Raw genomic sequence first — 18,253 nt, forward strand, 5'->3', positions numbered from 1 at the left:
CTGCTCAAAAATTGAGCAGAAGCAGTTGAACACCTGGGTCAGTTTTCAGTCGGCAGAACAGCCTCTACTGGGTCAGTTTTCGGTCAGCGGCAACAATCGCACTTCTTCCTCCTGGCGAAGCCATGAGTGAGAACGTGATTTGGCCACTGGTTCGTGAGACATGCCCGTTGCCACTGCTTGAGCATTGGCAACGCCCTGTGCTCGATCTGCTGATGGAACAGCAAATGCTCGTGCCCTTGCCGGCGGCCCTCGGGCCAGTCAAAGCATGGCGGTTGAATCTCAAGCTTGACCTTCTGGAAGCCGCTCTCGGCGACCTTATCCGAAACGGAATCCTCACCACCAGCGCACAGCGGGCATAGCCCGCTGCGCTTTTCTATACCCCGAATCAGGAGGTTCACATGGGACTCATGTTTCCACGTCTGGCGCGCAACTTTGCCAAGAACGGGTACTACCCAACTGACGAAGCGACCCTGGAGCGTGCCATAAGCGCGCTCGCACCCTCTGCAGGATCGATGAGGATCATCGATCCGTGCGCAGGGGAGGGTGTTGCTATAGCAGAGGCTGCACATGCGCTAGGCCGGGAAGACGTTCAGGTCTATGCAGTCGAATATGACCGTGAGCGGGCAGAGCACACCAGAACCTTGGTGGACCATGCACTGCAGAGCGATCTCTTCGACACACTCATCTCCAGGCAGTCGTTCGGCTTGCTCTGGTTCAACCCACCCTATGGTGACCTTGTAGCCGATCACAGCGGATCCTCGCAGTACCAAGGCAAGGGCCGTCGCCGGCTGGAGAAAGCGTTTTACCAGCGATGCATCCACTACCTGCAGTACGGTGGTGTGATGGTTTGCATAGTCCCGAACAGCTGTCTGGATCAGGAGTTTTCAGGATGGTTGTGCAATCACTTCTCCGAGTTGCGGATCTTCAAAGCTCCGGAGCAGCAGTTTCGTCAGGTTGTCATTTTCGGCATCCGCACCAAACGCAAGGATCAGGACCGGACCGTTCCCCATGGGGAGCTCAAGGACCACTTTCTTGCGATCGGGACCGGAGAGAAAGAGCCAGACGAGCTGCCTCTTGAGTGGACACTGGAGCCGTACACAGTGCCAGCAGCAACAGGAGAGGTAGAGCACTTCTACCGCGTGACTTTGGAGCCTGAGCAGTTCCTCGAGGAGACCAAGCGGCTATCTGGACTCTGGTCCGACTTCGGGTTGCACTTTCATCACGTAGGGACGCAACCGCGCCCTCCAGTTCGAGCGTTGTCTTCCTGGCACTTGGCTTTGGCCTTGGCCGCGGGGGCTATCTCTGGAGTTGTCACCTCCAAGACCGGCAAGGTGCTGGTTTTGAAGGGAAACACCCACAAGGAGAAAACGCGGAAAACTGAGTTCACCGAGAACGAGGACGGCTCTCTCAGCGAGGTTCGGATTCTGACTGACCGCTTTGTACCGGTGATTCTGGCTTGGGATCTCACTCCTGGTTCAGAGCACCTGGGCAAGATCATGCGGATCAGTTCGTCGCCTGCAGTAGAGGCGGATCCACAAGCACCGGAATCTAGTCCTGAGGACGAGGTTCAGGCGCTGAGGCTCGCAGCAGAGTCCGCCAGGTTCCCCACCGGGCATCTGGTGTTCACCTGCGGTGTTCAGGCAGCCGTCGCTGAAGGGCTATTCAATCCTGCCACCTACATACGCCGGCATTTCGCCGGCGACTGGGGTGAGTTGGACGAATCAGACCGTCGCATGAACGAGGCTGCATTGCACAACGGAGATCGCTTGTTCTCCTCCTATGACATCGACGCCGGCGCTGAAACGCGGCTTTGGATCATCACAGAGGCGGACAGGAGCGTCACCACGCTGTTGTTCCCGTCCGAGTACTAACCAACGTAGCAATTCGCTGCAAAACCACCCCTGTGGGCCTCTGCAAAGCCCGTAGGGGCCGCGCATGCCCATTTACTGAGGAAATAGACATGCGTAACGACAATTGCTCCAACGGCGCGCGCTCCGGTGACGCCGATCTGCACACCATCATTGCTGCGCTGCGCTACTGGCAGCAGCAGGGGATGTGCGACCCAGTGAACCGCTCTGACTGCATGCATGAGCTAGCCACCAACGGTGGCGAGGTTTTGTCATCGCTCAATGATGAGGCTCTCGATGAGCTCGTGGTGAGTCTGAACTTCGGCACCGTGCTGTTGGTGCGCGAGGAAGAAAACCAAGCAACCGCCGCGTCTGGCCACTGATCGTCCGAGGGGAGAACACCATGAACGACCTTACCAGCGCTGCGCTTTCGATCGATCTCAACGACTTTGTCGGAGAGTTTGGCGAAGAGTTGCTTGATTCACTCAACCGATCCAACCCTCCGGTTTATGCCGGCGTCACGGATCACAAACGGGCGGCTGTGATGGCCTCCCTCAAACGGCAGGCATTTCCGGCGCAAGCGGACGTGGTGCAAGCCATTGCCGCTTTGTTGCTGGATCGTGGAGAGCAAGCAGGCGTGATCAACGCAGAAATGGGGACTGGTAAGACGATGATGGCCATCGCGGTAGCCGCAGTGCTTTACCGAGAGGGCTATCGCCGGTCTTTGATCGTCTCGCCTCCACACCTGGTCTACAAATGGCGTCGGGAGATCCTTGAAACCGTTCCTGATGCCCGTGTCTGGGTTTTGAACGGCCCCGATACTCTCACCAAGCTGTTGAAACTGCGCGAGCAGCTGGGCTGTGCTGATGATGGAAAACAGGAGTTTTTCATTCTCGGCCGGGTTCGCATGCGTATGGGCTTCCACTGGAAACCCGTCTGTCTTGCCAAGAAGGTAAAAGGCCTGGCAGTCGCGCAATGTCCTCGCTGTTTCACCAAACTCACGGATGACGAGGGCAACTATCGGACCGTTGAGCAGATCCAGCTCGATGAGCGTCGCCAGAACTGTCCTCACTGCGGCGAGCGGCTGTGGACGCTGATGCGTCCAGGGAAGCCGGAAGGCAGCAGCCGGCGTTCTGTGATTCTCAAGTCCATGTGTCGCATACCAACGATCGGCCCCGTAAAGGCTGAGCAGCTGGTAGGCCAGTTCGGAGAGGAGTTTCTCGCCTCGATGCTGGCCGACAACGTCCACGAGTTCATCAATCTGATGGATCGCGACGGCAACTTCGTCTTCAGCGACAAGCAGGCGAAGCGTATGGAGCGGGCAATGGCAAACATCGAGTTCGGTCTGGGCGAGGGCGGTTACCAACCGACCGAGTTCATCAAGCGGTATCTGCCGGACCACACGTTTGATCTGTTGATCGTGGATGAGGGCCATGAGTACAAGAATGCTGGCACCGCACAAGGCCAAGCGATGGGTGTCCTGGCAGCTAAAGCGCGCAAGACGTTGCTGCTGACGGGCACCTTGATGGGAGGCTATGCCGATGATCTGTTCTACCTGCTGTTCAGGATCCTTTCGAGGCGAATGATTGAGGACGGGTATCGGCCCAATGAGCGGGGAAGTCTGGCGCCGGCGGTGATGGCGTTCATGCGAGAGCATGGGGTGCTAAAGGACATCTACACCGAGAAGGACTCGCGGTCGCACAAAACTGCTCGTGGGAAAGCTGTGAGTGTGAGGTCTGTAAAAGCGCCAGGGTTTGGGCCGAAAGGGATTTTGAGGTACGTGCTGCCATTCACTGTATTCCTGAAGCTCAAGGACATCGGTGGAAACGTGCTGCCACCCTACGAAGAGGAGTTCGTAGAGGTGGATATGGATGATGAGCAAGCTGCGGCATACGCCCGGTTGGCTGCAACCCTGACAGCTGAACTGAGACAGGCACTGGCTCGTAGGGACACAACGCTTCTAGGGGTTGTGTTGAACGTCCTATTGGCATGGCCCGACTGTTGTTTCCGGGCCGAAACAGTGAAGCATCCTCGCTCCAAGGCGCTGTTGGCATTTGTGCCAACGATCTTTCCTGATGCAGAGCTGATGCCCAAGGAGCGAAAGCTGCTTGAACTCTGTCGAGAGGAAAAAGCCAAGGGGCGCAGGGTCCTGGCCTACTCGGTCTACACGGGGACGCGTGACACGACCTCGCGGTTGAAGGCCATCCTGGAACAGGGCGGCTTGAAGGTCGCAGTGTTGCGCGCTTCTGTCGACACGGCCCGCCGTGAAGACTGGATCCTCGATCAAGTGGATAAAGGCGTTGACGTGTTGATCACGAATCCCGAGCTGGTAAAGACGGGTTTGGATCTTCTGGACTTCCCAACCATTTGCTTCATGCAAACAGGCTGGAACGTCTACACGCTACAGCAGGCTGCGCGTCGGTCTTGGCGGATCGGACAAAAGCAGGCGGTACGGGTGGTGTTTCTGGGCTACGCCAAAACATCGCAAATCGCTTGCCTGGAGCTGATGGCCAAGAAGATCGCAGTATCGCAATCCACATCTGGTGACGTGCCTGAGTCTGGGCTCGATTCGCTGAACCAGGATGGTGATTCGGTTGAGATGGCGTTGGCCAGGCAGCTCGTCGCTTGTTGAATCACTTTAAACGCTAGCCCCCGCAAGGGGGCTTTTTTTCATCTGTCGAAAGGACTTGTGCGAGCCTAAGAGTAGGCAATGCGCTAAGGTCGAGATTTGTGCAAACCGTATGGCAAAAGAAAACGTGATGGACGATCTACTAAGCAGGTTACGGATCGCCGCTAGGCGATACCGCGACGCCAACCCCGAGCGCCAAGGGGGCATTGTGCTGGTTTTTCAGGGCAAGGTTTACGGCTGGAAAAACTGCTTGCGAGATGCGGGGCACGAGCAGCCTGGCGCGTATGCAGTGGACGAAGACGGTCACGTTTTCATCGCAGAAGGCGGCAATGAGTACGACGGAGCCAAATGCTGGGTCGCTGTCGGCACCTCAAACTGATCGAGGATAACGGCACCGCTCTAGCCCCGCATCGGCCTGGGCTGTAGGAGAGGAGCGATCTCCACCTCACTGAATCGAGGACTTGGTATGCAGCACAAAGGCGATTTGATCGTCAACGATCAGCAAGAAACCACCGGCCAAATTACCGGGACAACCTATGTCAAAGCTGGTGGGCTACTGATTGCCCGTGGCCAGCTTGCTGGCGGGCTGATTATTGAAGAGGGCGGTAAGGCGGTAGTCCATGGGCAGGTGTCTCGTAATGTCGTGAACCATGGAATGCTTGAACTGTTGGGGCAGGTTTCGGGGAAGGTCATTGGCAATGCTCCCGTTAACCAGCTGAAGCCGGAACAAATTGTCGGAGCGGATCTACAGGTCCCATTCCGAGGACGAACAATCTCCTGGACCTCTACCTGATGAACAAGGAAAACTCCATGAAAGACCCTGAGGAGAGGTTTCTATGAGCAATGCGGTAAGCGACGCCTTCGCCAGAATGCAGATTAAGATTGCCGGTTTTGCTGGTGGAAAAAAGGGAGTGGCAGCGGCGCGGTATCAACAGCTATGCGGCGAAATCGCAGGCCTCCGGGATAGCGGGGAAATAACCGACCAACAATATCTAGATCTGCTGGCTGAACTCGAAAACGCCTACCAACAGGTAAACGCAGCACCAGACGTTACAGAAACGCGTCGGCTGAATAAGGACTCAGGCAGTAGCTTCGAACCGTAGGGTAGGTTTAGGCGCCTTGCTAGCACCAGACCGGGCTATGGCCCGGTAATTACTAGCTCAAATTCAAATGGTGGAGAGGGCTGGCACTAACCTCATCAAGTCCATGCGGCCCATCATCCGTCCGTAATCCTCGGACCACTGGCAGTAGTTCTGGAAATCGCCGTCTATCAAGTCCGTCAGGGCTTTCTGATGGTAAACGAGGCCGGTCATCATCGGGATATGTCGGCGGACGACTGTACCCGGCTTGCCGGTGTAGAAAACCGCATCTTCAAAGGAAAGCGGTTTGCCTGCGCCCGCCTTCTTACGGTGTTGCGATGCCAAGATCGTAGCGTCGATAACCGAGCCGTTCTCCAGCGTGATCCATGCATGCGCATTGATTGGCTTGCCGGCGGGGCGACCCTCGACAGAATCGAGCTGATAGCCCTCCAGCACGTCCCGCAGCAGCTGCTCTGAGCTCACATTCACATATAGCCCGTCATTCAACTCAACATCGCCTACGGTAACGGTATGTCTGATCCTCAGATCAAACAGCACGTAGGACAGCTCTCGGGCCACACGGAAGCATTTCCCAGGCAGAACGTCAGTGTGAGGAAGGAACTCCGAAAAATCCTTCGCAATGGCTAACGCTACAGCCGGCAAGTCGATGAAGTGAGAGGGCTCTAGCTCTAGGGGGTAGTTCGATAAGCCACGCGAAACCGAGTTTGTCCGCTCCATTGCTTCGCGGAATAAACGGATGTACTCCTCCATCGGGATGTCGCTCTACAACTGGTCATGGGGGAGCGAAGATACAGCGGGACCTTCTCCAAAAAAATAGGAAGCGGCCGGTTTCGCATTGTTTGCTGCGATAAGAAACCCGCAGAGTCATCGTGCAAGCCATCTCGGAATGAGGGCTTACACATGGTTGATCCCAGACATTCGGCCGCAGCTGCCCGGGGCTGCATCCAGGCCGGCGCTCTGCTATTTGCGATTGCCCTTGCGGGCTGCGCCCAATCGACACATAGGTCAGAGTCTGGAGCATCAGCAGGGACTGGCAACGCCAGCCGCGTCCCTGAGCAAGTGCGGCCTGATCTCTATCCCAATGGGGCTGCGCCGGTACCGGAGCCGGTAGTGCGGTATGGACGGTACACACTGGTCAGTACCTCTCCCAGGGCTGAGCAGCGAGATCTGCTAAGTCAGATCATCGATGTCACCGTTCCGCAGTCGATGAACCCTAGCGTTCACGATGCAATGAGCTACGTGCTGCAACGCTCTGGATACCGTCTCTGCCCTGCGACTGATGAGATCAAGGTGCTTTACGGACTGCCCTTGCCGGCCTCGCAATATCAGCTTGGGCCTATGACGCTGCGGAATACTGTTCAGGTCCTTGCTGGACCCGCATGGCAGGTCATTGTCGACGAGGTCTCGCGCAACATCTGCTTCGAGAAGCGTCCAGGATATGAGCGTATCGCTACACCTACTCCGTTGGTGAATGCTTCTGCCACCCAAGTGGAAGGGGGTGCCCGATGACTCCCCCCATGGCGCCGGAGGAGCGCCGAGTAGCTGATCGTCGTGCTCAACCGAAGAAGTCGCCCGCTTTGCTAATCGCGATCGGGGCGGCGTTCGTTCTGCTAGCTGCTTGGGGTGGGGTTCAGCAATGGCAGATCGGGCGTTTATCCAGCGCGCAACAAGACAAGCGACTTGAGCTGCAGATCAAAGGAGTCAATGAGCACCTGGCCCTAGTGGACGAAGAGCTGACAGGCATTGTCGATCGCCAGAAACAGGTGCTGCAGCGGAGTGATTTCGAATCGGCACATGCCGCACTGACTCGGCAGTTCGAGACGCTCAAGAAGCAGGTCGAATCGCTCCGCAGTGACGACAGTACTGCTCGCGATCTGCTTGCCCTCACAGCGCAGATTGAGACCTTGCAGACCGGCATGGATGCGTTGGGCAAACGCGTAGCTGCACTCTCAGTGCGCAAACCACCAGCTCAAACCCAGCCTGTCTCACGTCCAACCCAGAAGAAGCCGGCACCGAAGCCCGTAGTACTCACTCCCCCCTTCGACGTGGTGGGGATTGAGGTGCGCGGCGGTGAACGATTTCTCTCTATCGCTCCTGTCGGTAGCACCAGGCTTGACCAGATCTCGCTGATCCGCCCCGGGGACATCAGGCAGTCCTGGAGGCTGGAACGAATCGGCACTAAAACCGCTGAGTTTGATGTGCGCGGGACCGAACAAGTCGTCTTTCTTCGATAGGTAGGAGCTCACATGCGCTTCGTTCGTATCCTCCCCCTGCTGCTTGCGCTCACCTCAACGGTTCACGCTGATGGTTCGTCCTCGACGATGGTGGACAGTCAAATCCGTAACACCGAGCTCGCACGCACCGCAGAGGAGAAAGCTGCCGAGTGGGGCCTGACGGCCGAGGATTGGAAGCGATACCAAGAGTTGATGGACGGGCCGAGGGGAATCTATTCGCCAGGCCTCGATCCGGTATCCGTGCTAGGTATCGAAGCGCGCACTGACGAGGAGCGCATGCATTACGCGCGGATTCAGGCACAGATGGAGACGCAGCGGATGCAGAAGGAGCTTCTGTATCAACGTGCTTACGACGAAGCTGTAGGCGTCGTTGTGCAAGGGCAGCAGGTGGTAAACCTCAAGCCTGAAAAGCCTATGTTCAGTAGCTCGGAAGCAAGGCTTCCCGCCTCTGGTGGGAGTGGCCGGCTAGCTCTCTTCGTGGCCAGTGATTGTGCTCCATGCGTTCAGAAGGCTATCGCTCTGCAGCGGTCAAACACTCCCTTTGATATATACGTGGTAGGCAGCGAAGGTGACGACTCTAAGGTTCGCAGCTGGGCACGAAGTGCTGGGATCGAGCCGGAGAGGGTCCGTAGCCGGCAAATCACTCTTAACCACGACGAAGGGCGCTGGGCGGAACTACAAGAGAGTTCGGACGCAAAACTCGGTACTGACTTGCCGTTGGCCCTCAGATTCGCCAACGGAAAGTGGGTGCTCCAATGAGGACATTTGCGAGCCTCGCGCTTACGGGATTGCTGGCCCCGGCGATCTTTGCTGCGGAAACCCCTCCGCCTGCCTATCAGCTGGCCGCGCAGTCGGTTGGTGTGCCGTCACCAGTGTTGTTCTCCCTCGCCCTGCAGGAGTCAGGGACGAGGCTTAACGGGCGATACATTCCTTGGCCGTGGACATTGAACATTGCTGGTGAGCCGTACCGGTTCGCCACTCGCAGTGCTGCCTGCACTGCTCTGCTCATCGGTATCCAGGAAGTCGGCGCCAAGCGAGTCGACGCAGGGATAGGCCAGGTGAACATCGGTTGGAACGGCCATCATTTCAAGACTCCGTGCGATGCACTGGACCCTTATCAAAACCTACTGGTAAGCGCGCAAATCTTGCGGGGCTGGTACGACGAAACAGGTGACTGGACTGCCGCTGCTGGTAAATACCATCGTCCTGCAGGTGGCGAGGCCGCCGCGCGTTACCGCCTTGCGTTCGGTAAACAGCTTCAGCGCGTCGCAGGAGACAAGCTGACGACTCTAGTGGTGACGAACCCATGAAAACGGCGACTCATTCCAGGGGGGGCCTCCCTACGCGTCGTGCTCGCATGTCGTTATGCATTGGCGGAGCGCTGGCACTGGCCTGCGGGTTTGCTACTGCGGATTTGAAGGTGATCGAGGACCGTGGAGGCGAGGATGCTTCCCGCTATTACGAAGCGCTAGGCGGCAAGCCCGCAGCCAGGGGGCAGGAGCAACCCCTGCGACAAATTTCCGAAGCGAACATGCTCCCAGTTCGCGCTCAGCGCGTCACCCCAGGTCGGGTCCAGAGGAGAGAGATAAATGCCCCGGGTCTGCGGCCCTTCTTCATGGTTGGCGATGATGACCTGTCGAGACAGTGGCTCGTTGAGCGAAGCGAGGCGTTGAGCGCCATGGGAGCCGTGGGCATGGTCGTGAATGTGGAAACAGCTGGGCGACTCGCTCAGTTGAGGGCGCTAGCTCCTGACTTGAGGATGGTGCCGGCCGCGGGAGATGACGTTGCCGAGCGTTTGGGGCTCGACCATTACCCCGTCCTGATTACTGCCAAAAGCGTAGAGCAATAACATGCCAGTCAAACAACACGCGATAGAGGCGCTACTGAGGCCTCCCGTTGAGCTTTATACGGTGTTCGTCTGTTTCTGCGGCGCCTTCCTGAGCATCTACTCACCATGGGCGCTCGCTTTGTCACCGGAGTTCGGTTACGTCACTGCGGTTTTCTTCCTTGCTTTTGGGGGCGTCCGACTGAGGCAAGGGCTGACTGTGCTCCGGTACCAACGCAACATACGTCGCCTCCCCCGCTACGTGATGACTAGTAAGCAGGTTCCGGTCAGTAACAAGCGTCTTTTCATTGGCCGTGGCTTTCGGTGGGAGCAGAAGCATACCCAACGGCTGATACAGACCTTCCGACCTGAGTACCGCAACTACGTCGAGCCTCGCAGCTCATACCTCTTCGCAAGACGGCTGGAGGAAAAGCTTGAGCGGGCGCCTTTCCCCATAAGTCTGTTGCCGAAGCTGACGAGCTGGGATGTTTGGTGCAATCCCGTGCGCCCCCTCCCGCCTGTCGGAGGGAGCCCTCGCCTCCACGGCATAGAGCCAGACGAGGTTGAGGTTTCGCTTCCACTTGGCGAGCGGGTTGGCCATACCTTGGTACTCGGCACGACTCGCGTCGGCAAGACCCGCCTTGCAGAGGTGTTCGTCACCCAGGATATACGTCGAGGCGAAGTGACGATCGTCTTTGATCCAAAAGGCGATGCGGATCTGCTCAAGCGAATGTACATCGAGGCCAAGCGTGCCGGCAGGCTCGGCGAATTCTACGTCTTTCACCTTGGGTGGCCTGACCACTCTGCCAGGTACAACGCTGTTGGCCGCTTCGGACGTATCTCCGAGGTGGCAAGCAGGATCGCCGGTCAGCTGCCGAGCGAAGGCAACAGCGCTGCGTTCAAGGAGTTCTCCTGGCGGTTCGTGAACATCATTGCGAGAGCTCTAAACGAGCTGGGTCAGCGGCCTGACTACACAAAGATACAGCGACACGTCATCAACATCGAGGGTTTGTTTCTGGAGTACAGCCAAAAGTACTTCGACAGCCGAGACCCGAAGGCCTGGGAAAAGATTGTGGCGATCGAGGGGAAGCTCAACGACAAGAACATCCCGTTCAACATGAAGGGCAAGCCGATTCGGGTTGTTGCGATCGATCAGTACCTGTCCCAGACGCGAGTCGAGGATCCGGTAATGGATGGGTTGCGGAGCGCAGTGCGCTACGACAAGACCTATTTCGACAAGATCGTCGCTTCCCTGCTCCCCTTGTTGGAGAAGCTGACCACTGGGCGGATGGCTGAGCTCATATCGCCGGACTACAACGATTTGAACGATCCGCGGCCGATCTTTGACTGGATGCAGATCGTCCGAAAGCGCGGAGTCGTGTACATCGGACTGGATGCGCTATCCGACCCTGAGGTAGCAGCGGCTGTTGGCAACTCCATGTTTTCGGATCTGGTTTCGGTTGCGGGCCACATCTACAAGTACGGCGTCGATGATGGTTTGCCAGGGGCAGATGGGGGGTCTAAAACGCCGATCAACCTCCACGCGGACGAGTTCAACGAACTCATGGGCAATGAGTTCATTCCCATGATCAACAAGGGTGGCGGTGCTGGAATCCAAGTCACCGCTTATACCCAGACCATGAGCGATATCGAGGCGAAGATCGGCAACAAAGCCAAAGCAGGCCAGGTGATCGGTAACTTCAACAACCTCTTCATGCTTCGCGTTCGCGAAACCGCCACCGCAGAGCTACTGACCAGCCAGTTAAGCAAGGTTGATGTCTACACCACCACGCAGGTCAGTGGTGCCACCGATACCTCAGATCCCACTGGTAACACCGCGTTTACCTCTCAAACTCAGGACCGCGTGAGCACGGTCACGGTCCCGCTCATCGAGCCCTCAAACGTGGTGAGCCTGCCGAAAGGCCAAGCGTTTGCCTTGATCGAGGGGGGGAACCTTTGGAAGGTCCGTATGCCTCTCCCAGCGTCCGATCCGGATGAGGATATGCCGAAGGACTTACAGGCTTTGGCCGGGTATATGAGGAAAAACTACCTGGACGGTGGCGACTGGTGGAACGGGTCTGGATTCGCTTCACCGATCGCGAATGCGTTGCCTGATGACCTTGAATTGGACCAGGGAGATGTCGCGCAGTCAGTGGTGATGCCTGAGCAGACGCAGCAGGAGCCGAGCGCATGATGATGCAACCCCAAACTCCTACCCGTTCTGAGATCCGACTCGTTGAACTTGCGGCCGAAGCGAATGCTCCGTTGTCTTTCGCGCTGGTTCGACTCGTTGGTTTAGCGCGTCTGGGTTGGCTCGATGGGCAGACATTGTTCGATCAGCTGAATCGCCAGGGTTTGGCCCCGGAATGGGTTAGGCGAAACCTCTCCCCGGCAATACGCGTGGTAGATCCCGTTGCCGGCCAAGTGGTTCTGCGCTGCGAAACGGCTGTCGTCACAATACATTAGGACCCCGCCATGGCTGACCTGGCAAACACTGCACAGCAACAACAGATCAGAGAACAAGGTTGGTTAGGGAAGACGATCTCTCTCCCCTTCCGCTTCATCGGGGTGATGCTGCTATCTCTGTTTCTCAGCGTCATTTTTGAATGGATCGGCCTCTACTTCTTCTGGGGTGATCAGGGGTGGCACCACGCCCGCGACATGATGTTCCTTGAGCTGGACTGGATTTCGGAAGACTTCACAAACAGCCTCATCCTCGAGGAGCCAGGGCTGACAGCAAGCCAACTGATTGAGGCTGCATACAAGGCAGGCTTTGAAGATACCGGCATCGTGGAGTTCTTCCATGGCCAATCCGAGGCCTACCATCTAGAGAGCTTACGGGGCGACGGAAGCTTCGACCAAGCGATCGGCTCGGCCATGGTGCTAATCGAAGACTATGCCTTGGCTGCTGTGTTTTCCGTTCTCACATTTCTCGTTCGGCTGATTGTGCTAACCCTGACCACGCCATTGTTCCTGATGGCTATCGCGGTCGGCTTGGTAGACGGTCTGGTCCGAAGGGACATTCGCAGGTTCGGCGCAGGATTGGAGTCTGGTTTCGTCCATCACAGAGCCAGGGCGACCATAAAACCCTTGGCGGTAGCGCCGTGGCTGATCTACCTCTCGATGCCAGTTAGCATCAGCCCCCTTCTGATTCTGTTGCCCTGCGCTGCCATTCTTGCCCTCGCAGTGAGCGTTACGGTTGGCAGCTTCAAGAAGTACCTGTGATGGGTGTTGCGGGCCGCAACATGACGAGGAACAAACGATGGCGCGCTATGAATACCGAACGCATTTCGAACCGCTGACCTATCAGCAGGAAACAATCGGGCGGCTGATGTTTAAGCAGTCCAGAGAAGACTTTGGCGCACCTCAGGGTGCTGCATTCGCACTCCGGAGTCAGGAGCAGATTTTATCCGCCTTTGGCGAGGACGGGTGGGAATTGGTTTCCACTGAGGCTGTATGGAGGGCGGTTGGGCTGGCTGGGAACAATCAATCAGATCAGCCGGGTAACGGGCACTGCGTCGTTGACGGCTATCTTTTCTTCTTCAAGAAACAGCTGCCCTAGTTCGGGCTTCAGCGCGTCAACAAACCGGTCAACACTTTTCTTTCACGTCAATAAATAGGTGAACCGCGTAGATCGCATTTCCTGCGGATAAACCCGCAGAGGCTTGGCAACCTGACAATCAATGTCACGCCAGGATTCAGATGATGACGATCAACGAGGCCCCTCTCCGAAAGCTTACAGCGCCATTGCTCCTCGCCTCGGCACTTCTGCTTTCCCCTCTTTGCTCAGCCGCCGGGTCGGCAAATGAGCAGGCGAATCTGGAACTCATTCTTCGTCAGCTGAGCATGATCGAGAAGGTTGCGCAGAAAAGCGCAGAGCTGCCTGCCGCCGAGGGCGACCGTTATCACTTTGATTACGAGCGTCTGCTTGAGGACCTCGGCCAGGTGCGGTCCGGTATCCAAGGCTACCTCTCGCCTGCTCGCGCTCAGCCACGTGATCCCGGCCAGCTTTCTGGCCATTACACCCGTACTGGGTCTGACCAGCCGTGAGCGCGATGACAACGGCGCAGAGCGCTGCCTTCAAGGCAACGGGCGGCTTTGCTGCTGACAAGCTTTCGGATCTGGTCGTTGGGATCGTCCTAGCTGTACTGCTGCTCTGGGGCGCATGGGCAGTCACGACTGCCTACAAGGGCTGGGCTAGGGGGCAGGTGGAAAAGTCCGCGCTGGCGTCCCTGGTGGCGCGGTTCGCGATGATCTACCTGCTCCTGCTCGCGCTACTGGTCTCTTAAACCGATTTTTAGCTGTGTCACCCAACCAATGCCCAAGGAGGCATCTCATGAAAGCAACCGCGCGTATCTCACCAATGGCCCGTGTAAGCGACTGGGTAGGCTCGAAGAAGAACCAGGGGCTGCTGCTTGCCTCGATCGGAATGGGTGCGATGACCTCCGCACGCGCCGATCTACCAGAGGTCGAGCAGCCATCCCGTGGAGGCAGTGGAATCCTCGAGCTTTGGCAGAACTACGGCTATGACGTGATCCTGCTGCTGGCTCTTGCTGTTTGCAGCATCGCCTTCCTTGGCGTGGCCTATCACTCATTCAACGTGTATGGCGAAGTCCAGACGCGGAAGGCTACATGGGGTCAATTCGGGGCAACCGTCGGCGTCGGCGGCATCTTGCTCGTACTGGTCATCTGGATGGTCACCAAAGCCTCCGAGATCCTTTGACGATAGCTCCTGCTCCCGAGGACAGATCCAATGATGGACAGTCATGACCCGATCAGCTTCACATCAGAGGGCACGGTGAATTTTCTGCCGAACCGCCTCAACAGGCAGCCCATTGTTGTGCTGGGTTTGACGGCCAATGAGCTGTTCTTCGTAGGGCTGTCCTCGGCGATTGCAGGCCTGGTTCTCGGCGTTCCTTTCGCCATCGTTTTCTCTTCCATTGCCATGGTCCCGACAGTAGCGCTCGTAGCGGTGTTTCTGGGCATCGGCTTGGGCGGGCGAGTGCTGCGGAGGGTGAAACGAGGCCGGCCGGACGATTGGTTCTACCGCAATCTTCAGTGGCGGATCGCAAACCGCTTTCCTCTGCTGATGGCATGGACGGGTGGGCAGGATCTGATCAAGCGCTCAGGGGTCTGGTATCACCGGCGAGGGGAAAGATAGTGAGCAGAGTCAGAAACGAGGTGCGCCGCCTCGAGGGGCACGTGACCTCACTGAGAATTGCGTTGCTCTTGGTAAGCATGCTTGCTGCCTATGGCATCTACGGTATGAAGACAGCGCCGGACAGCCTGAATATTCACGTGCCGCCTGATCTCCGGTCAGGTAGCTCGCGTATGTGGTGGGACATTCCGCCGGAGAATATCTACGCGTTCACCAGCTACATCTTCCAGCAGCTCAATAGCTGGCCGGCCGATGGAGCCAAAGACTACAAGCGAAATATCCACGCTTTACAGAATTACCTCACTCCAGCTTGCAAGGTGTTCCTTGAAGGTGACTACGAGTTCCGTAACAAAAACAATGAGTTGAAAGGTCGGGTCCGTGGTGTTTATGAGCTGCCTGGCCGGGGCTATGCCGATGACGAGGCTCTGCGAGTACAGCAGCAGTCGATTAACGACTGGATCGTCAATCTCGATCTGGCAACGGACGAGTACTACTCCTCCGAGCCGGTGAAGCGGACCTTCGTTCGCTATCCGATTCGAGTCGTTCGCCTGGACAAGGACGCGGAAAAGAACCCGTGGGGGTTGGCCCTGGACTGCTACTCAAGCGCGCCGATGCGTATCGCAACTCCTGATGAACAAGCTGCAACATCCACGGAGGTCAAGTGATGGCTCGGACACAATTGCGCTTGCGCACGAGGCGGCTGCTGGCCTGGCTGGTGGTGATCGCCAGCGGCTCGGCTAATGCAGTAGAGATTATGCGGTGGGAGCGCTTGCCTCTGGCCGTACACCTTCAGGTTGGACAGGAGCGCATTATCTTTGTCGATCAAAATGTGCGCGTCGGCATCCCATCTTCCATTCGCGATGATGTCCGTGTGCAGAGTGCTAGCGGTGCCATTTACCTGCTGGCCTCCAAGCCGATCGAACCGACACGGATACAACTTCAGTCTGCAACCACTGGTGAACTGATCCTCGTCGACATTGCTGCCACTGCCGCGGAGGACGGAGCACCGGAGCTTGAGCCGGTGAAGATTGTGCGGGGGGATACCGCACCGGAGCGTTATGGCAGAGCTTCTGACAGCAGTGATGAAGTAGAAGAGGACGAAGCAGGGCCAGCGGAGCTTACTAAGCAGCCGCGAGAAACGCCGATTCCGGTAGTGCTTACCCGCTATGCAGCCCAGTCGTTGTACGCGCCTCTGCGGACGGTGGAGCCGGTCGAAGGCATTGCCCAGGTCAACATACATCCCCGTCTCGATCTATCAACGCTTGCGCCTTCATTGCCTGTTCGAGCACGAGCCCTGGCAGCGTGGCGGCTAAGTGATTACTGGGTCACTGCCGTGAAGCTCACCAACATGTCTGCGCACCCTGTCGATCTGGACCCGCGTGCTCTGCAGGGTGACCTGCAGACAGCTACCTTCCAGCATTCCTTTTTGGGGCGGCGAGGAGATCCAAGCGATACGACGGTGGTTTACCTGGTCACTAGAGGTCGCGACCTCGCCAAGTCAGTCCTGCCAACCCTGAGCCAGGTGGACTCGGCCAGCAATCTGGGAGGGGCCAACCATGGCGATAAATAAATCAACTGGACTCCTCAAGTGGCTCGCTGCAGGTGTTGCGGTGGTGTTGGTATTGGCCATCGTGAAAGTCATCAACAACGGCAAAGTCGACAAGGCGAGCACAGACGTTGTCGAGGTTCCGGTGCTCTCTGAGGAAGAGATGGAAAACCTGGGCATCCAGGGCGACACGCCACAGGACACCGTGGCCACCTTGGTGGGCCAAGTCAAAGCCATGCGTACCGAGATGAAAACAGCTCAAGCGGCAAATGAAGAGTTGATGAAAGAGAACAAACGGCTCAGGGCTCGTGAGCGTGACATCGACTCCCGCATCGCAACTGGCCTGGCTGGGGAGCGCGCCAAGATTAAGGATGACCGTGAGGAGGTAGAAAGGGCAAAGAAAGAAGCTCGAAGCCTGCTCGATAAGTTCCGAAGCGCGTATGAGAACCGCCTGCCCGGCAGCAAGGACGAGAAAGAACTACCTGTGGGCTTTGGGTTGAAGGAGGGAGAAGGATCGGAGTTCGCCAGCGACGGCGAGAGCATGGTTTGGATCGAGCCGTCGGACCAGCGCCAGGCAGACCCGAAGGCGGGCGGTTCTTCTAGGGCGAAGAGTGACAGCTACAGTTTCCCTACCAGCTTTGGCGAAGCCGTCGATAGCACTCAAGCGAAGCTGAACACTGGAGTAGCGAAGACCCCCGGGGGGGCGAAGAAAAAGGAGGTCAAGCCGGTATACACCGTGCCTCAGAACTCCACGCTGATGGGTTCCACGGCCATGACCGCTCTGATTGGTCGGGTACCGATCGATGGAACAGTGAATGACCCATATCCGTTCAAGGTCATCGTCGGCGCAGAAAACCTTACTGCCAATGGAATTGATCTGCCTGAGGTTGCCGGCGCGGTCGTCAGTGGCACAGCGACCGGTGACTGGACTCTGTCGTGCGTACGAGGTCAGGTCCGCAGCATCACCTTTGTATTTAACGATGGAACTGTACGCACCCTCCCTACCCCTGAGGATGCAGCTCAGGCTAAGAGCGGAACCAACCAGACTAATGGCCGGCAGCTGGATCAGATTCAGGGAGGACTGGGCTGGATCAGTGACCCATACGGCATTCCGTGTATCGCGGGAGAGCGTAAGAGCAACGCTAAACAATACATCGGCACGCAGAGCCTCGTGACTGCTGCAGGGGCCGGTGTCGCCACCCTTCTCGGAAACCAAGACGAAAGCAAAAGTGGAACAGCCGTCTTCGGGAGCACCGGTTCAGGCCAGTTCGCTTCATCCACCGTAACCGGTAACCAGGCGATGCAGCAGATCCTCAGCAGCGGCGTGAGCGATATCTCGGACTGGGTTAACAAGCTCTATGGAGAAGCCTTCGCAGCCATCTACGTGCAGCCCAACGCCAAGGTCGCTATCCACATCGATCAAGAATTGCAGATCGATTATGAAATCAAGGGCCGCAAGGTCCGGTACGCAATGGGGGCTACTCATGCTTCGACGCTCGATTGAGATTGCAGCGGTGATCGCTGTGATAGCTGCTGCACTACAAGGCTGCACGACCACCAAGGACGAGATGCTGCCTCATGGGGACGAGACGATGATGGACGTCTGGATGCACAGCACTGGAGGAGGTGCAGGGGGCATAGGCGAGCGAAAGCTGCTGGACGCGAGACAGGATCTTCGCCGGGCGATATCGACATCCGATTCGGTTCAGGAGGAAAACGCCAGATATACGCGAACGGCTCAGAATGAGATTTATAGCCAGTTCAAGCGCCTGCCCAACCCTGACCTGGTTATGTATGTGTATCCGCACCTTGCTGGGACCGATCCGGCTCCGATCCCAGGTTACAGCACGGTGTTCCCGTTGTATCAGCGGGTTCAATACGCAATGCCAGGTGAGCGGACCGAGGACTACTGAC

Annotated in this window: 24 protein-coding genes; 23 read left to right on the forward strand and 1 reads right to left on the reverse strand. The window is 57.4% G+C overall.

From position 1 onward, the window contains the following. The first annotated feature begins 122 nt into the window (after window positions 1-122). The 7 genes from ACQKIK_RS21500 to ACQKIK_RS21530 all read left to right on the forward strand — a co-directional run bounded on the left by ACQKIK_RS21500 (window position 123) and on the right by ACQKIK_RS21530 (window position 5,579). A complete protein-coding gene (locus ACQKIK_RS21500; RefSeq protein ID WP_499137406.1) occupies window positions 123-359 on the forward strand; it encodes a hypothetical protein in 237 nt (78 codons plus the stop codon). 39 nt (window positions 360-398) lie between these two features. Beyond that, window positions 399-1,871, forward strand: a complete 1,473-nt coding sequence (locus tag ACQKIK_RS21505; protein WP_121498529.1) for a DUF6094 domain-containing protein — start codon at window positions 399-401, stop codon at window positions 1,869-1,871. A gap of 89 nt (window positions 1,872-1,960) precedes the next feature. Further along, a complete protein-coding gene (locus ACQKIK_RS21510) occupies window positions 1,961-2,230 on the forward strand; it encodes a hypothetical protein (protein WP_121498528.1) in 270 nt (89 codons plus the stop codon). A gap of 20 nt (window positions 2,231-2,250) precedes the next feature. Beyond that, on the forward strand, window positions 2,251-4,479 hold the full coding sequence (locus ACQKIK_RS21515) for an SNF2-related protein (RefSeq protein WP_499137407.1): 2,229 nt from the start codon (window positions 2,251-2,253) through the stop codon (window positions 4,477-4,479). Between the two features lie 127 nt (window positions 4,480-4,606). Further along, on the forward strand, window positions 4,607-4,855 hold the full coding sequence (locus ACQKIK_RS21520; protein ID WP_041015683.1) for a hypothetical protein: 249 nt from the start codon (window positions 4,607-4,609) through the stop codon (window positions 4,853-4,855). Between the two features lie 87 nt (window positions 4,856-4,942). Next, window positions 4,943-5,269 carry a hypothetical protein gene (locus ACQKIK_RS21525; protein WP_058148352.1) on the forward strand — a complete coding sequence of 109 codons (327 nt, stop codon included), beginning with the start codon at window positions 4,943-4,945 and terminating at the stop codon, window positions 5,267-5,269. Window positions 5,270-5,312: 43 nt separating this feature from the next. After that, a complete protein-coding gene (locus ACQKIK_RS21530; RefSeq protein WP_125884080.1) occupies window positions 5,313-5,579 on the forward strand; it encodes a hypothetical protein in 267 nt (88 codons plus the stop codon). 63 nt (window positions 5,580-5,642) lie between these two features. On the opposite strand, the gene ACQKIK_RS21535 is transcribed toward ACQKIK_RS21530, so the two are convergent. After that, window positions 5,643-6,326 (reverse strand): hypothetical protein, encoded by a 684-nt coding sequence (locus ACQKIK_RS21535; protein ID WP_058148351.1) that lies wholly within the window; start codon window positions 6,324-6,326, stop codon window positions 5,643-5,645. 150 nt (window positions 6,327-6,476) lie between these two features. Here ACQKIK_RS21535 and pilL2 point away from each other — a divergent pair, with 150 nt between their 5' ends. The 16 genes from pilL2 to ACQKIK_RS21615 all read left to right on the forward strand — a co-directional run bounded on the left by pilL2 (window position 6,477) and on the right by ACQKIK_RS21615 (window position 18,252). Beyond that, on the forward strand, window positions 6,477-7,085 hold the full coding sequence (gene pilL2, locus ACQKIK_RS21540; RefSeq protein ID WP_121498525.1) for a PFGI-1 class ICE element type IV pilus protein PilL2: 609 nt from the start codon (window positions 6,477-6,479) through the stop codon (window positions 7,083-7,085). A gap of 8 nt (window positions 7,086-7,093) precedes the next feature. Then, the gene (locus ACQKIK_RS21545) at window positions 7,094-7,810 is read left to right on the forward strand and encodes a hypothetical protein (RefSeq protein ID WP_499137408.1); all 717 of its coding nucleotides are present in this window, start codon (window positions 7,094-7,096) and stop codon (window positions 7,808-7,810) included. Window positions 7,811-7,822: 12 nt separating this feature from the next. Next, window positions 7,823-8,569, forward strand: a complete 747-nt coding sequence (locus ACQKIK_RS21550; RefSeq protein ID WP_121498523.1) for a TIGR03759 family integrating conjugative element protein — start codon at window positions 7,823-7,825, stop codon at window positions 8,567-8,569. Then, entirely contained in the window at window positions 8,566-9,120 is a 555-nt protein-coding gene (locus tag ACQKIK_RS21555) for a lysozyme family protein (RefSeq protein WP_041015686.1), read from the forward strand. Before ACQKIK_RS21550 ends, ACQKIK_RS21555 begins: the two co-directional genes overlap by 4 nt. Before the next feature lie 47 nt (window positions 9,121-9,167). After that, window positions 9,168-9,659: an integrating conjugative element protein gene (locus tag ACQKIK_RS21560; RefSeq protein ID WP_230387625.1), complete on the forward strand. Its 492-nt coding sequence runs from the start codon at window positions 9,168-9,170 to the stop codon at window positions 9,657-9,659. A gap of 1 nt (window position 9,660) precedes the next feature. Next, window positions 9,661-11,829, forward strand: a complete 2,169-nt coding sequence (traD, locus tag ACQKIK_RS21565) for a type IV conjugative transfer system coupling protein TraD (protein WP_121498521.1) — start codon at window positions 9,661-9,663, stop codon at window positions 11,827-11,829. Between the two features lie 281 nt (window positions 11,830-12,110). Continuing rightward, complete coding sequence (locus tag ACQKIK_RS21570; protein ID WP_499137409.1) at window positions 12,111-12,860, forward strand: TIGR03747 family integrating conjugative element membrane protein; 750 nt, start codon at window positions 12,111-12,113, stop codon at window positions 12,858-12,860. A 37-nt stretch (window positions 12,861-12,897) separates the two neighbouring features. Further along, entirely contained in the window at window positions 12,898-13,197 is a 300-nt protein-coding gene (locus ACQKIK_RS21575; protein WP_041015689.1) for a hypothetical protein, read from the forward strand. 143 nt (window positions 13,198-13,340) lie between these two features. Next, window positions 13,341-13,685, forward strand: a complete 345-nt coding sequence (locus ACQKIK_RS21580; RefSeq protein ID WP_499137410.1) for an integrative conjugative element protein, RAQPRD family — start codon at window positions 13,341-13,343, stop codon at window positions 13,683-13,685. A gap of 5 nt (window positions 13,686-13,690) precedes the next feature. Then, on the forward strand, window positions 13,691-13,924 hold the full coding sequence (locus ACQKIK_RS21585) for a TIGR03758 family integrating conjugative element protein (RefSeq protein ID WP_041015690.1): 234 nt from the start codon (window positions 13,691-13,693) through the stop codon (window positions 13,922-13,924). Between the two features lie 47 nt (window positions 13,925-13,971). Beyond that, window positions 13,972-14,358 carry a TIGR03745 family integrating conjugative element membrane protein gene (locus ACQKIK_RS21590; protein ID WP_230387627.1) on the forward strand — a complete coding sequence of 129 codons (387 nt, stop codon included), beginning with the start codon at window positions 13,972-13,974 and terminating at the stop codon, window positions 14,356-14,358. 30 nt (window positions 14,359-14,388) lie between these two features. Beyond that, window positions 14,389-14,796 (forward strand): TIGR03750 family conjugal transfer protein, encoded by a 408-nt coding sequence (locus ACQKIK_RS21595; RefSeq protein WP_230387629.1) that lies wholly within the window; start codon window positions 14,389-14,391, stop codon window positions 14,794-14,796. Next, window positions 14,796-15,458: a PFL_4703 family integrating conjugative element protein gene (locus ACQKIK_RS21600; protein WP_041015691.1), complete on the forward strand. Its 663-nt coding sequence runs from the start codon at window positions 14,796-14,798 to the stop codon at window positions 15,456-15,458. Before ACQKIK_RS21595 ends, ACQKIK_RS21600 begins: the two co-directional genes overlap by 1 nt. Then, window positions 15,458-16,363 carry a TIGR03749 family integrating conjugative element protein gene (locus ACQKIK_RS21605; protein WP_121498520.1) on the forward strand — a complete coding sequence of 302 codons (906 nt, stop codon included), beginning with the start codon at window positions 15,458-15,460 and terminating at the stop codon, window positions 16,361-16,363. The genes ACQKIK_RS21600 and ACQKIK_RS21605 overlap by 1 nt, the downstream gene beginning before the upstream one ends. Next, window positions 16,350-17,843 carry a TIGR03752 family integrating conjugative element protein gene (locus tag ACQKIK_RS21610; protein ID WP_121498519.1) on the forward strand — a complete coding sequence of 498 codons (1,494 nt, stop codon included), beginning with the start codon at window positions 16,350-16,352 and terminating at the stop codon, window positions 17,841-17,843. The genes ACQKIK_RS21605 and ACQKIK_RS21610 overlap by 14 nt, the downstream gene beginning before the upstream one ends. Further along, complete coding sequence (locus tag ACQKIK_RS21615; RefSeq protein WP_041015693.1) at window positions 17,824-18,252, forward strand: TIGR03751 family conjugal transfer lipoprotein; 429 nt, start codon at window positions 17,824-17,826, stop codon at window positions 18,250-18,252. Before ACQKIK_RS21610 ends, ACQKIK_RS21615 begins: the two co-directional genes overlap by 20 nt. Window position 18,253 lies beyond the last annotated feature (1 nt).

The organism is Pseudomonas sp. NPDC047961 (assembly GCF_050272435.1).
Lineage (GTDB): Bacteria > Pseudomonadota > Gammaproteobacteria > Pseudomonadales > Pseudomonadaceae > Stutzerimonas.

Bases quoted from the DNA above. Each gene is read 5' to 3' on its own strand.
- ACQKIK_RS21500 (WP_499137406.1), top strand. From the start codon at position 123: ATGAGTGAGAACGTGATTTGGCCACTGGTTCGTGAGACATGCCCGTTG.
- ACQKIK_RS21505 (WP_121498529.1), top strand. From the start codon at position 399: ATGGGACTCATGTTTCCACGTCTGGCGCGCAACTTTGCCAAGAACGGG.
- ACQKIK_RS21510 (WP_121498528.1), top strand. From the start codon at position 1,961: ATGCGTAACGACAATTGCTCCAACGGCGCGCGCTCCGGTGACGCCGAT.
- ACQKIK_RS21515 (WP_499137407.1), top strand. From the start codon at position 2,251: ATGAACGACCTTACCAGCGCTGCGCTTTCGATCGATCTCAACGACTTT.
- ACQKIK_RS21520 (WP_041015683.1), top strand. From the start codon at position 4,607: ATGGACGATCTACTAAGCAGGTTACGGATCGCCGCTAGGCGATACCGC.
- ACQKIK_RS21525 (WP_058148352.1), top strand. From the start codon at position 4,943: ATGCAGCACAAAGGCGATTTGATCGTCAACGATCAGCAAGAAACCACC.
- ACQKIK_RS21530 (WP_125884080.1), top strand. From the start codon at position 5,313: ATGAGCAATGCGGTAAGCGACGCCTTCGCCAGAATGCAGATTAAGATT.
- ACQKIK_RS21535 (WP_058148351.1), bottom strand. From the start codon at position 6,326: ATGGAGGAGTACATCCGTTTATTCCGCGAAGCAATGGAGCGGACAAAC.
- pilL2 (WP_121498525.1), top strand. From the start codon at position 6,477: ATGGTTGATCCCAGACATTCGGCCGCAGCTGCCCGGGGCTGCATCCAG.
- ACQKIK_RS21545 (WP_499137408.1), top strand. From the start codon at position 7,094: ATGGCGCCGGAGGAGCGCCGAGTAGCTGATCGTCGTGCTCAACCGAAG.
- ACQKIK_RS21550 (WP_121498523.1), top strand. From the start codon at position 7,823: ATGCGCTTCGTTCGTATCCTCCCCCTGCTGCTTGCGCTCACCTCAACG.
- ACQKIK_RS21555 (WP_041015686.1), top strand. From the start codon at position 8,566: ATGAGGACATTTGCGAGCCTCGCGCTTACGGGATTGCTGGCCCCGGCG.
- ACQKIK_RS21560 (WP_230387625.1), top strand. From the start codon at position 9,168: ATGTCGTTATGCATTGGCGGAGCGCTGGCACTGGCCTGCGGGTTTGCT.
- traD (WP_121498521.1), top strand. From the start codon at position 9,661: ATGCCAGTCAAACAACACGCGATAGAGGCGCTACTGAGGCCTCCCGTT.
- ACQKIK_RS21570 (WP_499137409.1), top strand. From the start codon at position 12,111: ATGGCTGACCTGGCAAACACTGCACAGCAACAACAGATCAGAGAACAA.
- ACQKIK_RS21575 (WP_041015689.1), top strand. From the start codon at position 12,898: ATGGCGCGCTATGAATACCGAACGCATTTCGAACCGCTGACCTATCAG.
- ACQKIK_RS21580 (WP_499137410.1), top strand. From the start codon at position 13,341: ATGACGATCAACGAGGCCCCTCTCCGAAAGCTTACAGCGCCATTGCTC.
- ACQKIK_RS21585 (WP_041015690.1), top strand. From the start codon at position 13,691: ATGACAACGGCGCAGAGCGCTGCCTTCAAGGCAACGGGCGGCTTTGCT.
- ACQKIK_RS21590 (WP_230387627.1), top strand. From the start codon at position 13,972: ATGAAAGCAACCGCGCGTATCTCACCAATGGCCCGTGTAAGCGACTGG.
- ACQKIK_RS21595 (WP_230387629.1), top strand. From the start codon at position 14,389: ATGATGGACAGTCATGACCCGATCAGCTTCACATCAGAGGGCACGGTG.
- ACQKIK_RS21605 (WP_121498520.1), top strand. From the start codon at position 15,458: ATGGCTCGGACACAATTGCGCTTGCGCACGAGGCGGCTGCTGGCCTGG.
- ACQKIK_RS21610 (WP_121498519.1), top strand. From the start codon at position 16,350: ATGGCGATAAATAAATCAACTGGACTCCTCAAGTGGCTCGCTGCAGGT.
- ACQKIK_RS21615 (WP_041015693.1), top strand. From the start codon at position 17,824: ATGCTTCGACGCTCGATTGAGATTGCAGCGGTGATCGCTGTGATAGCT.